Source organism: Nocardioides sp. cx-173, from assembly GCF_021117365.1.
Classification (GTDB): domain Bacteria; phylum Actinomycetota; class Actinomycetes; order Propionibacteriales; family Nocardioidaceae; genus Nocardioides.
The window spans coordinates 530,216-546,789 of the sequence record NZ_CP088262.1 but is presented as its reverse complement, the minus strand read 5'-3'; the positions used below and the strand labels follow the sequence as shown (position 1 = coordinate 546,789).

17 protein-coding genes and 1 tRNA gene are annotated in these 16,574 nt (G+C 71.8%); 6 read left to right on the top strand and 12 right to left on the bottom strand.

From position 1 onward, the window contains the following. Positions 1–6: 6 nt before the first annotated feature. Both LQ940_RS02540 and LQ940_RS02535 read left to right on the top strand, forming a co-directional pair. Positions 7–975 carry a glycosyltransferase gene (locus LQ940_RS02540; RefSeq protein WP_231245097.1) on the top strand — a complete coding sequence of 323 codons (969 nt, stop codon included), beginning with the start codon at positions 7–9 and terminating at the stop codon, positions 973–975. After that, positions 972–1,820, top strand: a complete 849-nt coding sequence (locus LQ940_RS02535; RefSeq protein ID WP_231245096.1) for a glycosyltransferase family 2 protein — start codon at positions 972–974, stop codon at positions 1,818–1,820. The genes LQ940_RS02540 and LQ940_RS02535 overlap by 4 nt, the downstream gene beginning before the upstream one ends. Here LQ940_RS02535 and LQ940_RS02530 read toward each other — a convergent pair. Then, on the bottom strand, positions 1,808–2,566 hold the full coding sequence (locus LQ940_RS02530) for an SDR family NAD(P)-dependent oxidoreductase (RefSeq protein WP_231245095.1): 759 nt from the start codon (positions 2,564–2,566) through the stop codon (positions 1,808–1,810). The genes LQ940_RS02535 and LQ940_RS02530 overlap by 13 nt on opposite strands. A 130-nt stretch (positions 2,567–2,696) precedes the next feature. Between LQ940_RS02530 and LQ940_RS02525 the strand changes: the two genes are divergently transcribed. Next, the gene (locus tag LQ940_RS02525; RefSeq protein WP_231245094.1) at positions 2,697–4,370 is read left to right on the top strand and encodes a glycosyltransferase family 61 protein; all 1,674 of its coding nucleotides are present in this window, start codon (positions 2,697–2,699) and stop codon (positions 4,368–4,370) included. A 151-nt stretch (positions 4,371–4,521) separates the two neighbouring features. Here the strand turns inward: LQ940_RS02525 and LQ940_RS02520 are convergent, their stop codons facing one another. Beyond that, positions 4,522–5,355 (bottom strand): protein phosphatase 2C domain-containing protein, encoded by an 834-nt coding sequence (locus LQ940_RS02520; protein ID WP_231245093.1) that lies wholly within the window; start codon positions 5,353–5,355, stop codon positions 4,522–4,524. A 493-nt stretch (positions 5,356–5,848) separates the two neighbouring features. Between LQ940_RS02520 and LQ940_RS02515 the strand changes: the two genes are divergently transcribed. Beyond that, the gene (locus LQ940_RS02515; RefSeq protein WP_231245092.1) at positions 5,849–7,525 is read left to right on the top strand and encodes an FAD-binding protein; all 1,677 of its coding nucleotides are present in this window, start codon (positions 5,849–5,851) and stop codon (positions 7,523–7,525) included. 181 nt (positions 7,526–7,706) lie between these two features. Here LQ940_RS02515 and LQ940_RS02510 read toward each other — a convergent pair whose 3' ends face one another. Continuing rightward, positions 7,707–8,258: a TetR/AcrR family transcriptional regulator gene (locus tag LQ940_RS02510; RefSeq protein ID WP_231245109.1), complete on the bottom strand. Its 552-nt coding sequence runs from the start codon at positions 8,256–8,258 to the stop codon at positions 7,707–7,709. Between the two features lie 304 nt (positions 8,259–8,562). Then, complete coding sequence (locus tag LQ940_RS02505) at positions 8,563–8,973, bottom strand: RidA family protein (RefSeq protein WP_231245091.1); 411 nt, start codon at positions 8,971–8,973, stop codon at positions 8,563–8,565. 96 nt (positions 8,974–9,069) lie between these two features. Between LQ940_RS02505 and LQ940_RS02500 the strand changes: the two genes are divergently transcribed. After that, the gene (locus LQ940_RS02500; protein WP_231245090.1) at positions 9,070–9,477 is read left to right on the top strand and encodes a winged helix-turn-helix transcriptional regulator; all 408 of its coding nucleotides are present in this window, start codon (positions 9,070–9,072) and stop codon (positions 9,475–9,477) included. 108 nt (positions 9,478–9,585) lie between these two features. On the opposite strand, the gene LQ940_RS02495 is transcribed toward LQ940_RS02500, so the two are convergent. The 7 genes from LQ940_RS02495 to LQ940_RS02465 all read right to left on the bottom strand — a co-directional run bounded on the left by LQ940_RS02495 (position 9,586) and on the right by LQ940_RS02465 (position 14,949). Beyond that, positions 9,586–9,658: transfer RNA gene (locus LQ940_RS02495), tRNA-Ala, on the bottom strand. 71 nt (positions 9,659–9,729) lie between these two features. Then, entirely contained in the window at positions 9,730–10,554 is an 825-nt protein-coding gene (gene sepX, locus LQ940_RS02490; protein ID WP_231245089.1) for a divisome protein SepX/GlpR, read from the bottom strand. A 205-nt stretch (positions 10,555–10,759) separates the two neighbouring features. After that, positions 10,760–11,383, bottom strand: a complete 624-nt coding sequence (locus LQ940_RS02485) for a GNAT family N-acetyltransferase (protein ID WP_231245088.1) — start codon at positions 11,381–11,383, stop codon at positions 10,760–10,762. Further along, on the bottom strand, positions 11,373–11,849 hold the full coding sequence (locus LQ940_RS02480) for a MogA/MoaB family molybdenum cofactor biosynthesis protein (protein ID WP_231245108.1): 477 nt from the start codon (positions 11,847–11,849) through the stop codon (positions 11,373–11,375). The genes LQ940_RS02485 and LQ940_RS02480 overlap by 11 nt, the downstream gene beginning before the upstream one ends. Next, positions 11,846–12,331 carry a cyclic pyranopterin monophosphate synthase MoaC gene (gene moaC, locus LQ940_RS02475; RefSeq protein ID WP_231245087.1) on the bottom strand — a complete coding sequence of 162 codons (486 nt, stop codon included), beginning with the start codon at positions 12,329–12,331 and terminating at the stop codon, positions 11,846–11,848. The genes LQ940_RS02480 and moaC overlap by 4 nt, the downstream gene beginning before the upstream one ends. Continuing rightward, entirely contained in the window at positions 12,324–13,568 is a 1,245-nt protein-coding gene (gene glp / locus LQ940_RS02470) for a molybdotransferase-like divisome protein Glp (protein WP_231245086.1), read from the bottom strand. Before glp ends, moaC begins: the two co-directional genes overlap by 8 nt. Continuing rightward, positions 13,561–14,949 carry a UTP--glucose-1-phosphate uridylyltransferase gene (locus LQ940_RS02465; RefSeq protein ID WP_231245085.1) on the bottom strand — a complete coding sequence of 463 codons (1,389 nt, stop codon included), beginning with the start codon at positions 14,947–14,949 and terminating at the stop codon, positions 13,561–13,563. Before LQ940_RS02465 ends, glp begins: the two co-directional genes overlap by 8 nt. 23 nt (positions 14,950–14,972) lie before the next feature. Between LQ940_RS02465 and LQ940_RS02460 the strand changes: the two genes are divergently transcribed. Beyond that, complete coding sequence (locus tag LQ940_RS02460) at positions 14,973–15,578, top strand: 5-formyltetrahydrofolate cyclo-ligase (protein WP_231245084.1); 606 nt, start codon at positions 14,973–14,975, stop codon at positions 15,576–15,578. Here LQ940_RS02460 and hemB read toward each other — a convergent pair whose 3' ends face one another. Then, positions 15,579–16,574 (bottom strand): porphobilinogen synthase, encoded by a 996-nt coding sequence (gene hemB / locus LQ940_RS02455; RefSeq protein ID WP_231245083.1) that lies wholly within the window; start codon positions 16,572–16,574, stop codon positions 15,579–15,581.

Sequence of the window (16,574 nt, the reverse complement as noted above, 5' to 3'; positions counted from 1 at the left end):
CGCGGGGTGCGGATCCTCCTGTGGCACGTCCACGGGTCATGGACGACGTCGTTCGTCCAGGGCCCCCACGAGTACGTCGTCCCCGTCACCGCGGACCGCGGCCCCGACGGGCTCGGCCGCGCCCGCACCTGGGACTGGCCGGCGAGCGTGCGGGAGGTCGCCGCGGAGGACCTGCGCGACCTGGACGTCGACCTGGTCGTGCTGCAGCGCCCGCACGAGCTCGACCTCGCCGAGCGGTGGCTGGGTCGACGGCCGGGGCGCGACCTGCCGGCGGTCTACGTGGAGCACAACACCCCCGCCGGCGACGTACCGGACACCCGGCATCCCCTGGCCGACCAGGACCAGATCCTGCTCGCCCACGTGACCGGCTTCAACCAGCTGTTCTGGGACTGCGGGAGCGCGCGGACGGTGGTCGTCGACCACGGCATCGTGGACCCCGGCCACCGCTACACCGGCGAGATCGCCCGGGCCGCGGTCGCGATCAACGACCCCGTGCGCCGCGGCCGCTCCGTCGGCACCGACCTGGTCCCGCTGCTGGCGCGGACCTCCGGGGTGGACGTCTTCGGCATGCGGGTCGACCTGCTCCCGGCGGCCACCGGACTGCCACCGCATCAACTGAGCGTCTACGAGGACCTGCCGCAGGACCGGATGCACGACGAGCTCGCGCGGAGGCGCGTCTACGTGCACACCGCCCGCTGGACGTCGCTGGGCCTCTCGCTGCTGGAGGCCATGCACCTCGGGATGCCCGTGGTCGCCCTGGCGACGACCGAGGCGGTGCTCGCCGTGCCCCCGCACACCGGGGTCGTGGCCACCCGCCCGGATCAGGTCGCCGCGGCGGCCGCGGCGTTCGTCGCCGACCCGGCCCTCGCCGCGAGTACCGGCGCGGCCGCGCGGCGCCACGCGCTTGACCACTACGGGCTCAAGCGGTTCCTCGACGACTGGGACGTCCTCCTCGAGGGCGAGGTCGGGCGATGAGCGTCACCACCGTCGTGGTCACGCGCAACCGGTGGTCCGACCTCGAGCGCACGCTGCCGCGCCACGCCGGCCCGGTGCTGCTCGTGGACAACGGCTCCGACGACGGCACCGCACGTCGGGTGCGCGAGCGGTTCCCTCACATCGGCGTCATCGAGCTGGACCGCAACCACGGGGCGGCGGCGCGCAACGTCGGCGTCGAGGCGGCGGACACGCCGTACGTCGCGTTCTCCGACGACGACTCCTGGTGGGCGCCAGGTTCCCTGGACCGGGCCGCCGCCCACTTCGACCGCTCACCCCGGCTGGCCGTGCTGGCCGCGCGCCTCCTCGTGGGCGAGACCGGAGAGCTGGACCCGGTGTGCCGCGAGATGGCCGCGTCGCCGCTGCCGCGCGCGGTGGACCTGCCCGGGCCGCCCGTCCTGGGCTTCGTGGCCTGTGGCGCCGTGGTGCGGCGCTCGGCGTTCCTGGACGCAGGCGGCTTCGACGAGGTCGTCTTCTTCGCCGGCGAGGAGGAGCGGCTGGCGCTCGACCTCGCCGCGGCGTGCTGGGGACTCGCGTACGTCGAGGACGTCGTCGCCCATCACCACCCGTCGCCCAGGCGCGACGATCCGCAGGCCCGGCGCGTGCGGATCGCTCGCAACCGGCTCCTCACCGCGGTCATGCGCCGGCCGTGGGCGCAGGTCCGGGACCTGACCCGCGAGCTCGCGGGCTCGCGCACCGGCTCCGCCGCTCTTGCGGACGCCGTGCCCCGCCTCCCTGGGGCGCTGCGCCGCCGCTGCCTGCTGCCGCGCCGGGTCGAGGACCGGCGCCGGATGCTCGAGGACGAGCGGGTCGGTCAGCGGGGGTAGGCCTCCACCCGGGTCGTGACGACGAGGCTCTGGAGCACCACGTCGGGCGGCAGGGAGATGGCCGTGCCCACGAGCCCGGCCACCACGGCGGGGTCCATCATCTTCTCGGGGGGCAGCCCCCACTGGTCCATCATCGGCGTCGCCATGGCCGCGGGGTTGATGGCGCTGACGCGCGCCGGCCACCCACGCTCGCGCGCCTCGGTCTGCATCACCTCGGTCAGCTTGAGCAGCGCCGCCTTCGAGGAGTTGTAGGCCCCCGCGCCCGCACCCACGGTGAGCGCGGAGATCGAGACCACGCAGACGATGTCCCCGAGGACGCCCTCGTCCGCGACGCGCTGCAGGTGTCGCACGAAGGCGCGGCTGAGGTACATCGGGCCGTGCACGTTGACCGCGAACACCCCGTGCCACTGGTCGTCGTCCACGTCGACCAGGTCCGCGCCCCGGTCGGTCCCCGCGTTGTTGACCAGGCAGTCGAACGCGGCGCCGTGGGCCCGCGAGGCCTCCTCGATCGCCGCGTCGACGGCCGCGGGGTCGGTGATGTCCAGCACCACCGCCTCCGCCTTGCCCGGGGCGCCGCTGCCGGCGATCTCGTCCGCCGTACGCCGGGCGCCGTCCTCGTTGACGTCGGCCACCAGCACCTGAGCGCCGCGGCCGGCGAGGTGGCGGCAGATCGCGGCCCCCAGGCCGCTCCCCCCGCCGGTCACCAGCGCGACGCGTCCGGTCAGGTCCTGGCTCGTCGTGTCCATGCGCGGCTGGTACCCGCGTCGGGACGGCTCATGTGCCGCCCGGCGTACCGCCGCCGCGAGCGAGCCGTGGGCCTTGCCAGGCACGCAGGTGTGACGCAGAGTTGCTTGCCGGACCGCATCGGGGGACCCAGTGGGGATCAGGCAGCTCGGCTCTGAGCACAGGTTCCGGCACGACCTCAAGCAGCTGCTGCACCGCTCCGGGACCACGGCGGGCCAGGTCGTCGTCCTGACGCGCGACGAGCGCTCGGCGCGGGTCCGGTCGGTGCGGAAGGTCTTCGGGGACGACCGGGTCTCGGTGGTGAGGGTGAAGGGCGCGCGCGCCGCGTTCACCACGGACCTGCGCTGGCGGGCGCCGGTCGACGTCGTCGTCAACCTCGCGCCGGCTCGGCCCGGCAGGCACATCGACCTGCTGCCGCTCGCGGTCGGGAGCGTGCGCGCGGGCGGCGCCTACCTCGTCGACCGCCAGGCCCTCCGGCCCGGACGGCGCAGCCTCGTCACCTGGCTGGAGGGGATCGACGCGCAGATCGGCAGACCCCGCCACGAGCTGACCGGCCTCAGCAGGGGCGGCAAGGACCTGGCCACGGCGGCGAGCGGGGTCCTGCTCGGCCGAGCTGTGGTGGGGGTGTCGGTCGGCGTCGACCATCTCCTCAAGGCTCGCCACAAGGACGCCACCGAGCTCGTCACCAGGCGCGCCACGGGGACCACGGCGGTCGAGCTGGCGATCCTGCCCGCCACCACGGGAGGGGCCGAGTTCCCCGTGTCGTCGTACGGACCCGCCACGCGCGCCCCGCTGCCCGAGTCGGTCCTCGACTCCCCCGCGCTGTACCTGCGGCGCTACGAGGGCGACATCCGCCTCCACGACGGCGCGCTGGCTCTCGCTGAGAGCGTCGTGCTGCCCGACTCCTTCCGGTGGTACGACGCACCGAGGCTCATGCATCCCCGGCTGCACGACGTCGGACACGACTACGTCCGCCTGCGCAGACCCGTCGCGCCGCACGACCACACCGAGCTCGAGGGCTCCTACTTCCACTTCGACTACGTCAACAGCGGGCACTACGGGCACCTGATGACCGAGGGCATCTCGAAGCTCTGGGGCTGGCCGATCGCGAAGGCCTCCGAGCCGGAGCTCAAGCTGCTCTTCCGCGTGCCTCGTCGTCACCTCGGCAGGCCGCGGGAGTACCCCGACTTCAGCGTGCTGCAGGCCTTCGGCGTCGCGGCGGACGACATCGTCCCCGTCGCGGGCGCCGTCCGCGTGGGATCGCTGATCGCGGCCACCCCGATGTGGCACAACCACCAGCCCTTCCACGTCCACCCGGACATCGCCGGGGTCTGGGAGCGGCTTCGTGCCGGCTTCGACCCACCCGCGTCGGGTGCTGCCCGCAGGATCTTCGTGACCCGCCGCGGTGGCGCCCGCGCCTGCCACAACGTCGACGACGTGGAGGCCATGCTCTCCGCCGCCGGCTTCGAGATCGTGAACCCTGCGGGCATGACGACCGCCGAGCAGTGCGCCGTCTTCTCGAGCGCACGTGTGGTGGCCGGCTTCGGCGGCACGGGCATGTTCAACCTCGCCTACGCCCACCGGGTGGAGGACGTGATCGTGCTCAACCAGAGCTCCTACGACGCCCGCAACGAGCATCTCTTCGCCGCTGCCCACCAGGCCCGCCTCCACTACTTCTGGAGCCCGGCCGACGTGGCGCATCCCCAGGACGGGTGGACGCGCCAGGCGTTCCGGTCGACCTGGTCCTTTGACTTCGAGGCATGCGGCGCCCCCCTGCGTCGCCTGCTGGGCGAGCTCGGCGCGTGACCTCGTCGCGACCGCCTTCACCGACGCCAAAGGGGCGCTTCGAGGTCGGCGGCCTGACGCCCGGTCGCTACCTCGCGGGCGTCGCCGCGCCCGGCTCGCCGTGGCGGCCGGGATGGCGGCCGATCACCGTCACGGGTGCGCACCAGGTTGGTCACGCGCGGATGGACACACGTCCGACCAGGTCGCAGTAGGCGATGGTCGCGTCGTCAGGCTCGCCAACGCCCTCACGTGAGCCGGCGCCCACAGCCTCTGCTTCGCGGATGCGTCGCAGGATCTCGTGGGGGCCATGCGCGCGGATCACCTGGAGAACGGTCGGCCACTCGCAGAGCTGATAGGGGTCCACGATCCGCCCGGCTCCATTGCTGAGGAGCGCGGCGCCCCGGAGCTGCTCGATGGGCACGCTGCCGGTCACCGCCTCCATCGCGGCGCGCGGATCGTCCTTGGCGATCCAGTATCCGCCAGGCTGATTGCGCCGAGCGCGTAGCGCGTCGATGACCGACTGCTTCCTCTGCTCATACTCCCGGGTCCCTGCGGGGACCCCGTGCAGGGCGGCCGTGCACTCGCGGCGCACGCTGACCTCGCGGGTGTCGGTGACCACCTGCGGGAGAGCATCGACCATGTCGAGAACGACATACACGTCGCCCAGCACCAAGACGTCCGCGCGGTCGCCCGTGAGTCGGACTATCGACACAGTCGACTGCGGGCTGCTCGGGTTCGCGATATCGCAGGTGTGGCGATGCCGTCCGGCGACCTCGTCGATCGAGTCGGCCAACGCCGCGACGAGGCTGGTCTCGCCATCGCGGCCCAGCCTCGCGAGCAGGGTCGCGCCGAGACGGTGGGAGTACCACGCCACCCCATGGCGACAGATCGCTTCGCTGCCGCGGATGCCAGCGCCGTCGAGCAAGACCGCGGCGCCCGGCACATCGCCGACGAAGTCCTCATTGGGCCGACCGTGACCGGGACTGGTGGCACTCACGAACCTCATCCACGGGACACTAATCCGGAATCCGGCCTGAGCACTCCGGTCGCCGATTGGGCTGATGACGGTGGACGACGGTCGTCAGGTCGATGGCGGCGATGATCGTGAAGGCGTCGGTCGGCGTCGCCGACGTACGAGCGAAGACGGTTCGCGGGGGTAGGCGGGGGCTATCGGCGCGAACGCCGAGGATCAGGCGCCAGGTCGCTCGTGCAGGGGTGCAGACGCACGGCGCGACCTCCCTGCTATTCTCTTACAGTTGTAAGAGAGATTGTGAACCGACAGGGCAGAGCCGGTTGAGTTGGCCGTGCCGCCGGCCCTCCGGCACGTCGATGCGGCGTCGTTCATCACGAGAACGATCCTGCCGGTGGCCGACGGGATGTCCGCGTCTCCAGTCTCGGTGCACTGATCGCGTCAGGTAGCGCACTACCTGCTGACCGGCTCGCGCAGCGCGTCAGCGCCCTTCGCAGAGCGAACCAACCTCAAAGATAGGACCGCGAAAATGCCGGAGCATTCCTGGGACCACAACTACGACGTCGTCGTCGTCGGGAGCGGGACGGGACTCTTCTCGTCCATCCTGGCCGCGAAGCAGGGGCTGTCCACCCTTGTCGTCGAGAAGGACAAGCTGTTCGGCGGGTCGATGGCCCTCTCTGGCGGGGGCATGTGGATGCCGGGCAACCGCATCGTTCGGAAGTCAGGCGCGGAGGACACCCGCAGCCGCGCCGAGACCTATCTGCGCACCGTGGTCGGGGAAGAGGCGCCCGAGGCGCGCTGGCAGACCCACCTGGACTATGCCCCGAAGACGGTCGACGCGATCCTCGCGAACACCGACGTCAAGCTCATCCACATGCGCGAGTACGCCGACTACTTCTCCGACGAGCCGGGAGGCTCGTCGACGGGCCGCTCTGTCGAGCCGGCCCCCTACAACCTCAACAAGCTCGGGGACGACCGGGAGCGGCTCCAGGCCAGCGGCATCGCCGCCCCCATCCCGATGCCCATCACCGGCTCTGACTTCAAGTGGATGAACCTCATGGTGAAGCGGCCGGACAAGGCCAGCTGGCGCATCGCGCGCCGCGTCGCCCAGGGCATCGGCGGCCTGGCCATCAAGCGTGACTACGCAGCCGGGGGCCAGGCACTCGCCGCCAGCCTCCTCGTTGCCGCTCGCAAGGCCGGCGTCCACCTCTGGAACTCCACGCCGCTCGTCGACCTCGTGCTCGAGGGAGACAAGGTCATCGGCATCGTCGTCGAGCGCAACGGCAAGCAGCAGAGGATCAAGGCCAATCGCGCCGTCATCCTCGCCGCAGGCGGCTTCGACCGGGATCTCGACAAGCGCCACGAGTACCAGTCCGAAGCCATCGAGGCCGGCTGGCAGTTCGGCGCCAAGGGCAACGTCGGGGACACGATCGACCTGGCCAAGAAGCACGGACTCGACCTGACCCTCCTGGACAAGAGCTGGTGGTTCCCGGGCCTGAAGAGCCCCGACCCCGAGCAGCCGCCGATGATGGCGCTGGCAGAGCGCTCCTTGCCCGGCACGCTCATCGTCGATGGGTCCGGCCACCGCTTCTTCAACGAGTCGACGGACTACATGCGGGCAGGCGAGGCGATGCTCGGTCTCGACGACGGCGAACCGCCCCACCTTCCCGCCTGGCTCATCTTCGACGACAAGTTCGTCAAGTCCTACGTCATGGGCGGGGTCAAGATGCCGGGGATGGGCATTCCGAAGGAATGGTTCGACGCAAAGATCGCATTCCAGGCCAACACCATCGAGGAGCTCGGCCAGACGATCGACGTCGCCGATCTGCCGGCGGGTGTGGCGAGGTTCAACGTGCTCGCTGCCCAGGGCCAGGACGACGACTTTGGTCGTGGCAAGACCGCGTACGACCGCTACTACGGCGACCCGACGAACACGCCCAACCCGAACCTGCGCCCGCTCGTCAAGAAGGGCCCCTACTACGCCATGAAGGTCGTCCCCGGCGACCTCGGCACCTGCGGCGGTCTTCGAGCAGACGAGAAGGCCCGCGTGTACAAGACCGATGGCCAGAAGATGGCGAACCTCTACGCGATCGGCAACGCCGCAGGCAACGTCTTCGGGGGTGTTTACCCGGGACCGGGCGCCACGATCGCGCAGGGAATGACACTCGGCCACGCCGCGGTCGACGACATCCTCGCCGCGCAGTGATCTGCTGCGCCGCCAGCTGAGACGCCGAGGCGCGCCCGTGTGACGCGACGATGGCGCGCCCGTGTGACGCGACGATGGCCCCGGGACTCCCCCGGGGCCATCGTTGCGGCGGGCGCCTGGTGGCCGGTCCAGGGACGGCCAGTAGGCTCCCCCGGCACTACCGGCTCGGCCTGGACGGACATCACGACAGCCCCAGAGTCAGGCGCACCAGACGCCACATGTCAGCTGCCGTCTGATCCAGCGAGGACTCCCCATCCCCGCGCGACAGGGCGTCCACGATGAGGCGCACGCTGCCGCCCGTCGCGAAGGCGAGGTCGCTGGGGCGGGTGCCGGGATAGCGCTCAGCGAGCCGCTCCATGAGCCATCGCTCCAGGGCGGAGCGAACCTGATTGAAGGCCGGGCGTCCCTCCAGCAGGACGTCGTAGATGCGCGCATCCCGCCAGATCTCGGCCAGGAGGCGCCGGATGACTGTCGGCGTGTCGGCGCGGTCGACCTCGGCGTTCGAGGCGAACAGGTCGTCGAAGCGGGCGCGGATCATCGCGGCGAGGAGCTCGTCGGGTGAGGAGAAGTGCTGGTAGAAGGTCGGGCGGCTGACCTCGGCGCGGCGACAGAGGGCCGAGACCGTGATCGCGGCCTCTGGATCGTCGACGACGAGCTCGCGCGCCGCGGCCATCAGGGCGGAACGGCTGCGCACCGCTCGGACGTCCTGACTCGGTCGGTCAACGGTCTTCATCGCCACTCCTCCTGCTATTGCCACAGTGGCTTACCTCTGTGCGGGCACCTTACGCGCGTAGGACATCCTGGAGCTTCGCGATGCCGTCGACCGACGTCACGGAGCACCGCACTGGTCAGGGGAAGCTGTGCGTCTGCGCGATCAAGAACGTCTACTCCATCCGGATCGTCGGCTAAATGGAGAGCTTCTTCGCACTGCTGCAGAAGAACGTCGTTCCGCATCCTGACACCCGGCGAAGCCGCGGAGCTCGACACTCGCACCCCCGACTGGTTCGACGCCACCAGCTCGGGGCCCGTCGAGCTCCTCAGTCGAGGACGGCGACGGCCTCGAGCTCGACGAGCACGTCCGGCTCGAACAGGTACGCGACACCGATCAGCGAAGCGGGCGGCAGCGGGTTCGGCAGGCCCAGCTCCTCACTGACCTGCGCGACGCCGGCCATGAACGCCTCGATCCGATCCGGAGACCACTGGGTCACGTAGAAGGTGAGCCGGACGACGTCGGAGAACCCCGCGCCCGCGGCCCCTAGCCCCACCGCGGTGTTGCGCAGGACCTGCGCGACCTGGCCGGCGAGGTCCCCCGGTGCGACCGGCGAACCGTCTTTGTCCCGGGCGACCTGGCCCGCGACGTGGACCTGGCGAGCGCCGGTCGCGATCGCCACGTGGTGGTACGGGACGGGCTGCATGAGGCTCGGAGGGCTGATCAGCTGGACGGACACGAGGTGCTCCCTGTTCGTGGGGATCCGATCAGCGTCGACCGGCGGTATCACATTGATATCTGGTCACCGCAGGGAACTTCAACGAGACTAGGTGTCATGCCGGAAACCGCTCCCCACCCTGCCCACCGAACCGACCGCGGGGCGCCCGGGCCCCAGAGCGGCCCGCTGGAGATCACCGCCCCTCATCGCGAGTTGCTCGATCAGGTGTTGGACAAGTGGTCTCTTCACGTGCTGGAGACGCTGTGCGAGCGTCCCTCGCGCTTCAATGAGCTGCGCCGCGCCATCCCGTCCGTGACCAACAAGTCGCTCACCGCGACCCTGCGTCGACTCGAACGCAACGGGATCGTCGAACGCCGGGTGCTGCACTCACGCCCGGTGGCCGTGGAGTACCGCATCACCGGCCTCGGCAAGACGATGCGCGACCCTGTGGACGCCCTGCTGCTCTGGAGCGCCACCCACATGCGTGCCGTCGAAGCCGCACGCACGAGATTCGACGAGGCATAGGCGCTCGCTCACGGCGACGGTGCGCCGCGTTGGTGCCGACACAAGGTGAGAGGCCATGCGCTTCTCCTGTCTCAGGATCCGCGCATGGCCTCTGACCAGCGACTTCGGTGGAGCTGAGGGGATTCGAACCCCTGACCTTCTCATTGCGAACGAGACGCGCTACCAACTGCGCCACAGCCCCATCACGCCGTACGGGATCACCGACGGCGCGGACGAAACGCTATCACCAGCCCCAGGAGGGCACCGAATCGGTCAGGAGCCGGATGCGCGGCGGCGCTCGTCGTCCTGGCGCGCGGTCTTGGCCGAGCGCTCCGCCTCCTCGGCCTCGCGAGCGAGGGCGCTGTCGGCCTCCGTACGGCCGGAGGTCCAGACGCCCGTCGAGTCGAGGTCGATGGTGCGGACCGAGCGGCGGGTGGCCTGCTCCTTGGAGACGTACGTCGGGAGCGTGACGGGCACCGGGTCCCACGCGTCGGGGTCGCGCGCGGCCGGGGGCTCGTCGGCGACGACGTCGATCTCCTCGGTGATCGGCCCCTCGGCCGGCTGCTCGGGGAGCACAACGGGGACGCGGATGATCGGGGCGTCGACCGCGCGCTCGCGCTTGACCATGAGCCGGCACGCGACCAGCCAGAGGGCGAGCACCGCGACCGGGATGCCGACGTAGGGCCACGGGACGACCGCCCCGACCGCGAGCGCGATCACGACGAGGTTGGCCAGGCCGATCAGGCTGACGACGCGCAGGCGGCGATTGGCCGCGCGGGCGGCTGCGGCACGGCGCGCCCGGCGCTCGGCAGGGGTCGGTGCAGCGACCTCGGCCTCGACGGCCGGCACCGTGTCGCGCACGTCGACGGGCACCTCGACCACGGGCCGCGCCGTGGAGGCGGGCCGCCCGGGCGTCACGACGAGGCGCGCACTCTTGCCGCTGGTCGGCTCGCGCCGCGCCAAGACCCGCATCGTGTGTGAGAAGCGCTCGACGGACCGGCTGCGGCCGGCGTCGTCGTGGTGCTTGAGCGCCTTCGGGATCAGGTACACGGCCCAGGCCACTGCCAGGGCGACGAAGATGAGTGCGCTCAGGTCCACGAGTCCGAGGTTAGGTTCGCTACCCCGTACTGGGGCGGATGTCTACCCGTGTGTCGCAAATTGCTGGTGTTGCTTGTGTGGTCCGGGGGCCTGCGGGCGCGGTATCCGCGAGATTCACCGGGCACCCGGTGAATCTGGCGCCTCCCGTACGAAGTTTCATACGGGAGCCGTGAGTTTCACCGGGCACCCGGTGAAACTCCTCCCCCTACCCGCCCTCGCGACCCGAGCGCCCACCTCGGAGGCGGGCGAGCATGCCGCCGGGGACCTCCTCGAGGGTGACGGCGTAGATCCGGTGGTCGCGCCACTGGCCGTCGATGTGCAGGAAGCGGGGGGCGAAGCCGACCTCGTGCAGGCCGAGCTTCTCCACGACGCGCAGCGAGTTGGAGTTCTCCGGGCGGATCGCGATCTCGATCCGGTGCAGGCCCGCGGCGGTGAAGCAGTGGTCGATGACCATCGCGACGGCGCGCGGCATGACGCCGCGGCCGGCGAACTCCTGGTCCAGCCAGTAGCCCACCGACGCGAACTGCGCGGAGCCGCGCACGATGTTGTTGACCGTGACCTGGCCGGCGAAGCGGCCGTCGACCTCCAGGGCGAAGGGGTAGGTGATCCCCTGACGGGCCTGGCGCTTGAGCCGGCGGACGAGCGAGCGGAACGACGAGACCCGGGCCGACGAGCCCGGCGGCGCGGTGGCGTCCCACGGTGCCAGCCACGCGGCGTTGCGCTGGCGGGCCGAGCGCCAGGCGTCCACGTCACCGTAGGCCAGGGGCCGCAGGGTGATGAGGGGGTCCGTGCCCTCGCTCAGGCGGGCCGGCCAGGCGCTAGTGGTCACTGCCGACGACCTGCTCGACGGCGTGCCGCAGGATCGGCCGCAGCACCTCGAGCCCGTCCTTCACGCCGCCGCGCGATCCCGGCAGGTTGACCACGAGCGCGGAGCCGGCGATGCCCGCCAGCCCCCGTGACAGTACGGCGGTCGGGACGCCGGCGGCCACGCCGGCGGACCGGATCGCCTCGGCGATGCCGGGCACCTCACGGTCGAGCAGCGGGCGGGTCGCCTCGGGGGTGCGGTCGGTCGGCGTGAGGCCGGTGCCGCCGGTGGTCAGCACGACGCGCGCGCCGGCGTCGACCGCCGCGGCGATCGCGGCCCCCACCGGGTCGCCGTCCGGCACGACCGCCGGATCGCCGACGGCGAACCCCAGCGACTCAAGGAAGTCCACGATCAGCGGACCGGTGGTGTCCTCGTAGACGCCGGCGGCGGCGCGGTTGGACGCGACGACCACCGCGGCCGGCAGGCTCACCGCGTCCACTCCCCCGACCTCCCGCCGGACTTGGCCTCGACCCGCACGTCGGTGATCACCGCGGCCTTGTCGACGGCCTTGACCATGTCGATGACGGTCAGCGCGGCGACCGAGACCGCGGTCAGCGCCTCCATCTCCACGCCGGTGCGGTCCGTGGTGCGGACCGTCGCGGCGATGTCCACGGAGTCGTCGGTGACGGTGAGGTTGACCGACACCGACGACAGCGCCAGCGGGTGGCACAGCGGGATCAGGGAGGGCGTCTGCTTGGCGCCCATGATCCCCGCCAGCCGGGCGACGGCCAGGGTGTCGCCCTTGGGCATCCCCTCGCCCCGCAGCAGCGCGACGACCTCCGCGGAGACCAGCACCCGCCCCGACGCGGTGGCCTCGCGGGCGGTGACGTCCTTGCCGGAGACGTCGACCATGTGCGCCGCGCCGGTGTCGTCGACGTGGGTCAGCCGGGGCTCGCTGCGCGGCTCACTCATGGGCTCCTCGATCCAGCAGGACGACCTGCACCTGGGTGCCCGACTCGAGCGCGGTGAGCTCCTCGGGCACGACGATGAGCGCGTTGGACGCGGCGAGGTCTCCCACGAGGTGGGAGCCGGTGCCGCCGATGGGCCGGACGGTGACCGTCGCGCCGTCCGCGCCGCGGGCGTAGCGCCCGCGCAGGAACTGCCGCTTGCCCGACAGCGACGACACCGAGCCGTCCAGGGTCGCGGTCGTCATGGGCTCGACCGCCGGCGCGAGCCCCATCAGCGTGCGCAGCGCCGGGCGCACAAACAGCTCGAAGGAGATGTAGGACGACACCGGGTTGCCCGGCAGCGTGAAGATCGGGACCCGCCGCTCCCCCACGACGCCGAAGCCCTGTGGCTTGCCGGGCTGCATGGCGACGCCGCCGAACCACACCGTGCCGAGCGAGCGCAGCGCCGACTTCACGATGTCGAAGTCGCCCTGCGAGACGCCGCCGCTGGTCACGATCACGTCCGCGGTCGCGGCGGTCTCGTGCAGCAGGGCGAGGAACGCGTCCTCGTCGTCGGGCACCGTCCCGACGCGTACGTCGGTCGCGCCGAAGCGCCGCGCGGACGCGGCCAGCAGGTAGGAGTTGCCGTCGTAGATGGAGTCCGGGCCGAGCTCCTCGCCGGGGTCGCGCAGCTCGGAGCCGGTGGACAGCACCGCCACGCGGGGCCGCGGGCGCACCGACACCGTGGGGCGTCCCACCGACGCGAGCAGGCCGAGGTGGCGCGGGCCGAGCCGGGTGCCCGCCGAGATCAGGTGGTCGCCCTCGGTGACGTCCCCGCCGGCCGGGCGGATGTGCTGACCCGGGGCCGGTGCCTGGCTGACCCGCACCGTCGAGGCGCCGCGGTCGGTCCACTCGTAGGGCACCACGGCGTCGGCGCCCTCGGGCACCGGGGCACCCGTCATGATCTTGGCGACCTCGCCCGCGAGGATCCGGCTGGGCCCGGCCTGGCCGGCGCCGATCTGACCCACGACGGGCAGCTCGACGGGCGCGTCCGGCGTCGCGGTCGCGACGTCCTCGCGGCGCACGGCGTAGCCGTCCATGGCGGAGTTGTCGAAGCGGGGCAGCGACAGCGGGGCGGTGACGTCCTCGGCGCAGACCAGGCCGAGGGCGTCGAGCAGCGGCGCGGCGACCGGCGCGGCCGGGCGCAGATCGGCCAGGACGCGCGCGAGGAACTCGTCGACGGAGACGAGTCCGTCAGGCATCCGCCGTACCGCTCAGGACGGTGTCGGGGGCGACCCGCTCGGCCTTGGTGGCCTCGAGCTCAACGTCACCGACGACCTGCACGCCCTTGCCGAAGGTCCAGTCGCCCTCGACCTTGAGGGAGGAGGCCTTGCGCATCGACGGCGCGCCCTCGGGGAAGCGCTTGTCGAACTCGCGGACCAGCTTGTAGAAGTGGGTGTCGAGGTCGACGAACGGCAGGTCGCCGGCGACCTGGTCGAGCACGAAGTCCTGCCCGATCTCGTAGACGTCGGAGCGCAGCACCAGCAGGTCGTTGGTGGTCTTGACCGGCACGAACCGGTCGCGCCCGACCTCGATCAGCTGCGCCCCCTCGAAGACCTCGATCGCCGCGCCCATGGCGGTCTCGATCTGGACGACCTTGGGGGTGCTCGGGTCGCCGGGGTCGACGTTCTTGACGTTGCGGATGAGCGGCAGCCCGAGGATGCCCTGGCGGACGTCGAGCGCCTGCTTCATCGCGGCCAGGTCGAACCACAGGTTGTTGGTGGAGCAGAAGCGGTGCCGGTCGAGGTCGGCCAGGGCCTCGGCGTCCTCCGGCGGCGTCTGCGCGGTCTCGCGCAGGACGATGCGGCCGTCCTGCTTGCGCCGCGCGAAGTGGCCGCCCTTGCGGTCGGAGGCGGTGCGCCGGACGGCCTCGATGGCGAACGGCGCGCCGGTGCCGGCGAACCAGCCGGCCACCCGTGCGTCGGGCACGGCGCCGAGGTTGTCGGAGTTGGAGACGAAGACGTACTTGAAGCCCTGCTCGATCAGCCGGTCGAGCAGCCCGGTGCCGCGCAGGGCGGTGTAGACGTCGCCATGTCCGGGCGGACACCACTCGAGGTCGGGGTCCTTGGGGTAGGACACCGGCGAGAGGTCCTTCTCCAGCAGCTTGGGCTCCTTGTTCTGCAGGAACTCCAGCGGCAGCCCCTCGACCGGGAGGTCCTCGTAGCGGGCCAGCGCGGCCAGGGTGTCGTCCGAGGTGCGGAACGAGTTCATGAGGATCAGCGGGAGCGTGGCGTCGTACTCCTGGCGCAGGTGCAGCACCTGGCGGGCGATGATGTCGAGGAAGGACAGCCCGCGGCGCACGCACAGCAGGGACTTGGCGCGGTCCATGCCCATCGAGGTGCCGAGACCGCCGTTGAGCTTGATGACGGCGGTGCGCCGCACCGCCTCCGCGCCGGCCTCCTCGTCGACCTCGACGTCGCTCAGTGCCGGCATGTCGACGGGGTCGATGCTCGACTCCGGGATCATGCCGGTCTCGCCGTGCTCGAGCAGCCGGAAGTAGTGGGCGAACGTCTCAATCGCCACCTCGTCCACGCCGGCCTCGACCATCTTGGCCCGCGCCCTCTGAAGCCCCTTGCTACCCATACCACCGATCGTAGGCTTGCCCGGTGCAGACCCCGCAACCCAGTCCACCGCCGCTGGGGGGACCTCTCGCCAAGACCGCCCTTCGCGACCAGCTGACGACCGCCCGCAACCGCCGCCCCCTGGTCGAGATCGGCCAGGCGGCGCACGGGATCGCGGCGCACCTGCTGGCCGCCGAGGAGGTACGGCGCGCGGCCACCGTCGCGGCGTACGTCGCCGTCGGCACCGAGCCCGGCACGTCGCCCCTGCTCGACGCGCTGCATGCCGCGGGCACGCGGATCCTGCTGCCGGTGCTGCTGCCCGACGGCGACCTGGACTGGGCGGCGTACGCGGGGGACGCCGCGCTGATGCCCGCGCGCTACGGCATGCTCGAGCCCGCCGGCCCGAGGCTCGGGGTCGACGCGATCGCGACACCGGACGCGGTGCTGGTGCCGGGGCTGGCGGTCTCGGACACGGGCCTGCGCCTGGGGCGCGGCGGCGGCTCCTACGACCGGGCGCTCGCCCGGGTCCCGGCCGGCACGTTCACCTGCGTGCTCCTCTACGACGACGAGGTGGGCCGCGAGGTCCCCGTCGAGGCGCACGACCGCGCCGTCACCGCTGCGGTCTCGCCCGCGGGGCTAGTGCGGTTCTGATCAGCGCAGCAGCCGGGCGGCCTCGGAGGCCCAGTAGGTGAGGATCACGTCGGCGCCCGCGCGGTGGATGGACCCGAGGGTCTCCAGGATCGCCGGCTCGCGCTCGATCCAGCCCTGGGCCGCGGCGGCCTCGACCATCGCGTACTCGCCCGAGATGTTGTAGGCCGCGACCGGCACGTCGACCGCGTCCCGCACGCGCCGCACCACGTCGAGGTAGGCCAGGGCCGGCTTGACCATGACGATGTCGGCGCCCTGCTCGACGTCGAGCAGGGCCTCACGCACGCCTTCGCGGGCGTTGGCGGAGTCCTGCTGGTAGGTACGGCGGTCGCCCTGCAGCGAGGAGTCGACCGCCTCGCGGAAGGGGCCGTAGAAGGCGGAGGCGTACTTGGCGGAGTAGGCCAGGATCGACACGTCCTGGTGGCCGGCACCGTCGAGCGCGGCCCGGACGACACCGACCTGGCCGTCCATCATCCCGCTGGGGCCGACCATGTGGACACCGGCCGCGGCGTGGGCGAGGCCCATCTCGGCGTAGACCGCGAGGGTCGCGTCGTTGTCGACGCGGCCGTCGGGGGTCACCAGTCCGCAGTGGCCGTGGTCGGTGAACTCGTCGAGGCACAGGTCGCTCATCACGGTGAGCGCATCGCCGACCTCGGCCACGACGTCGGCGATCGCGACGTTGAGGATGCCGTCGGGGTCGACCGCGCCGGAGCCGACCGGGTCCTTGGTCTCGGGGATCCCGAACAGCATCACGCCACCCAGGCCCAGCTCCGCGGCCTGCGTCGCCGCCGCCTTGAGGCTGTCGCGCGAGTGCTGCACGACCCCGGGCATCGAGGAGATCGGCTGCGGCTCGGCCAGCCCCTCGCGCACGAAGACCGGCAGGACCAGCTGGCGCGGCCGGACCTCGGTCTCCGCGACCAGCCGGCGCAGCGCGGGCGTCGTCCGCAGCCGGCGCGGTCGCACGACCGGGCCGCCGAGGGTCATCTCGTGCTCAGTCAT

Excerpts from the sequence above, each read along its gene's own strand:
- moaC (WP_231245087.1), bottom strand. The coding sequence starts at position 12,331 with ATGAGTGAGCCGCGCAGCGAGCCCCGGCTGACCCACGTCGACGACACC.
- LQ940_RS02465 (WP_231245085.1), bottom strand. The coding sequence starts at position 14,949 with ATGGGTAGCAAGGGGCTTCAGAGGGCGCGGGCCAAGATGGTCGAGGCC.
- LQ940_RS02500 (WP_231245090.1), top strand. The coding sequence starts at position 9,070 with ATGCCGGAAACCGCTCCCCACCCTGCCCACCGAACCGACCGCGGGGCG.
- hemB (WP_231245083.1), bottom strand. The coding sequence starts at position 16,574 with ATGACTGAGCACGAGATGACCCTCGGCGGCCCGGTCGTGCGACCGCGC.
- LQ940_RS02510 (WP_231245109.1), bottom strand. The coding sequence starts at position 8,258 with ATGAAGACCGTTGACCGACCGAGTCAGGACGTCCGAGCGGTGCGCAGC.
- LQ940_RS02535 (WP_231245096.1), top strand. The coding sequence starts at position 972 with ATGAGCGTCACCACCGTCGTGGTCACGCGCAACCGGTGGTCCGACCTC.
- LQ940_RS02520 (WP_231245093.1), bottom strand. The coding sequence starts at position 5,355 with ATGAGGTTCGTGAGTGCCACCAGTCCCGGTCACGGTCGGCCCAATGAG.
- LQ940_RS02515 (WP_231245092.1), top strand. The coding sequence starts at position 5,849 with ATGCCGGAGCATTCCTGGGACCACAACTACGACGTCGTCGTCGTCGGG.
- glp (WP_231245086.1), bottom strand. The coding sequence starts at position 13,568 with ATGCCTGACGGACTCGTCTCCGTCGACGAGTTCCTCGCGCGCGTCCTG.
- LQ940_RS02530 (WP_231245095.1), bottom strand. The coding sequence starts at position 2,566 with ATGGACACGACGAGCCAGGACCTGACCGGACGCGTCGCGCTGGTGACC.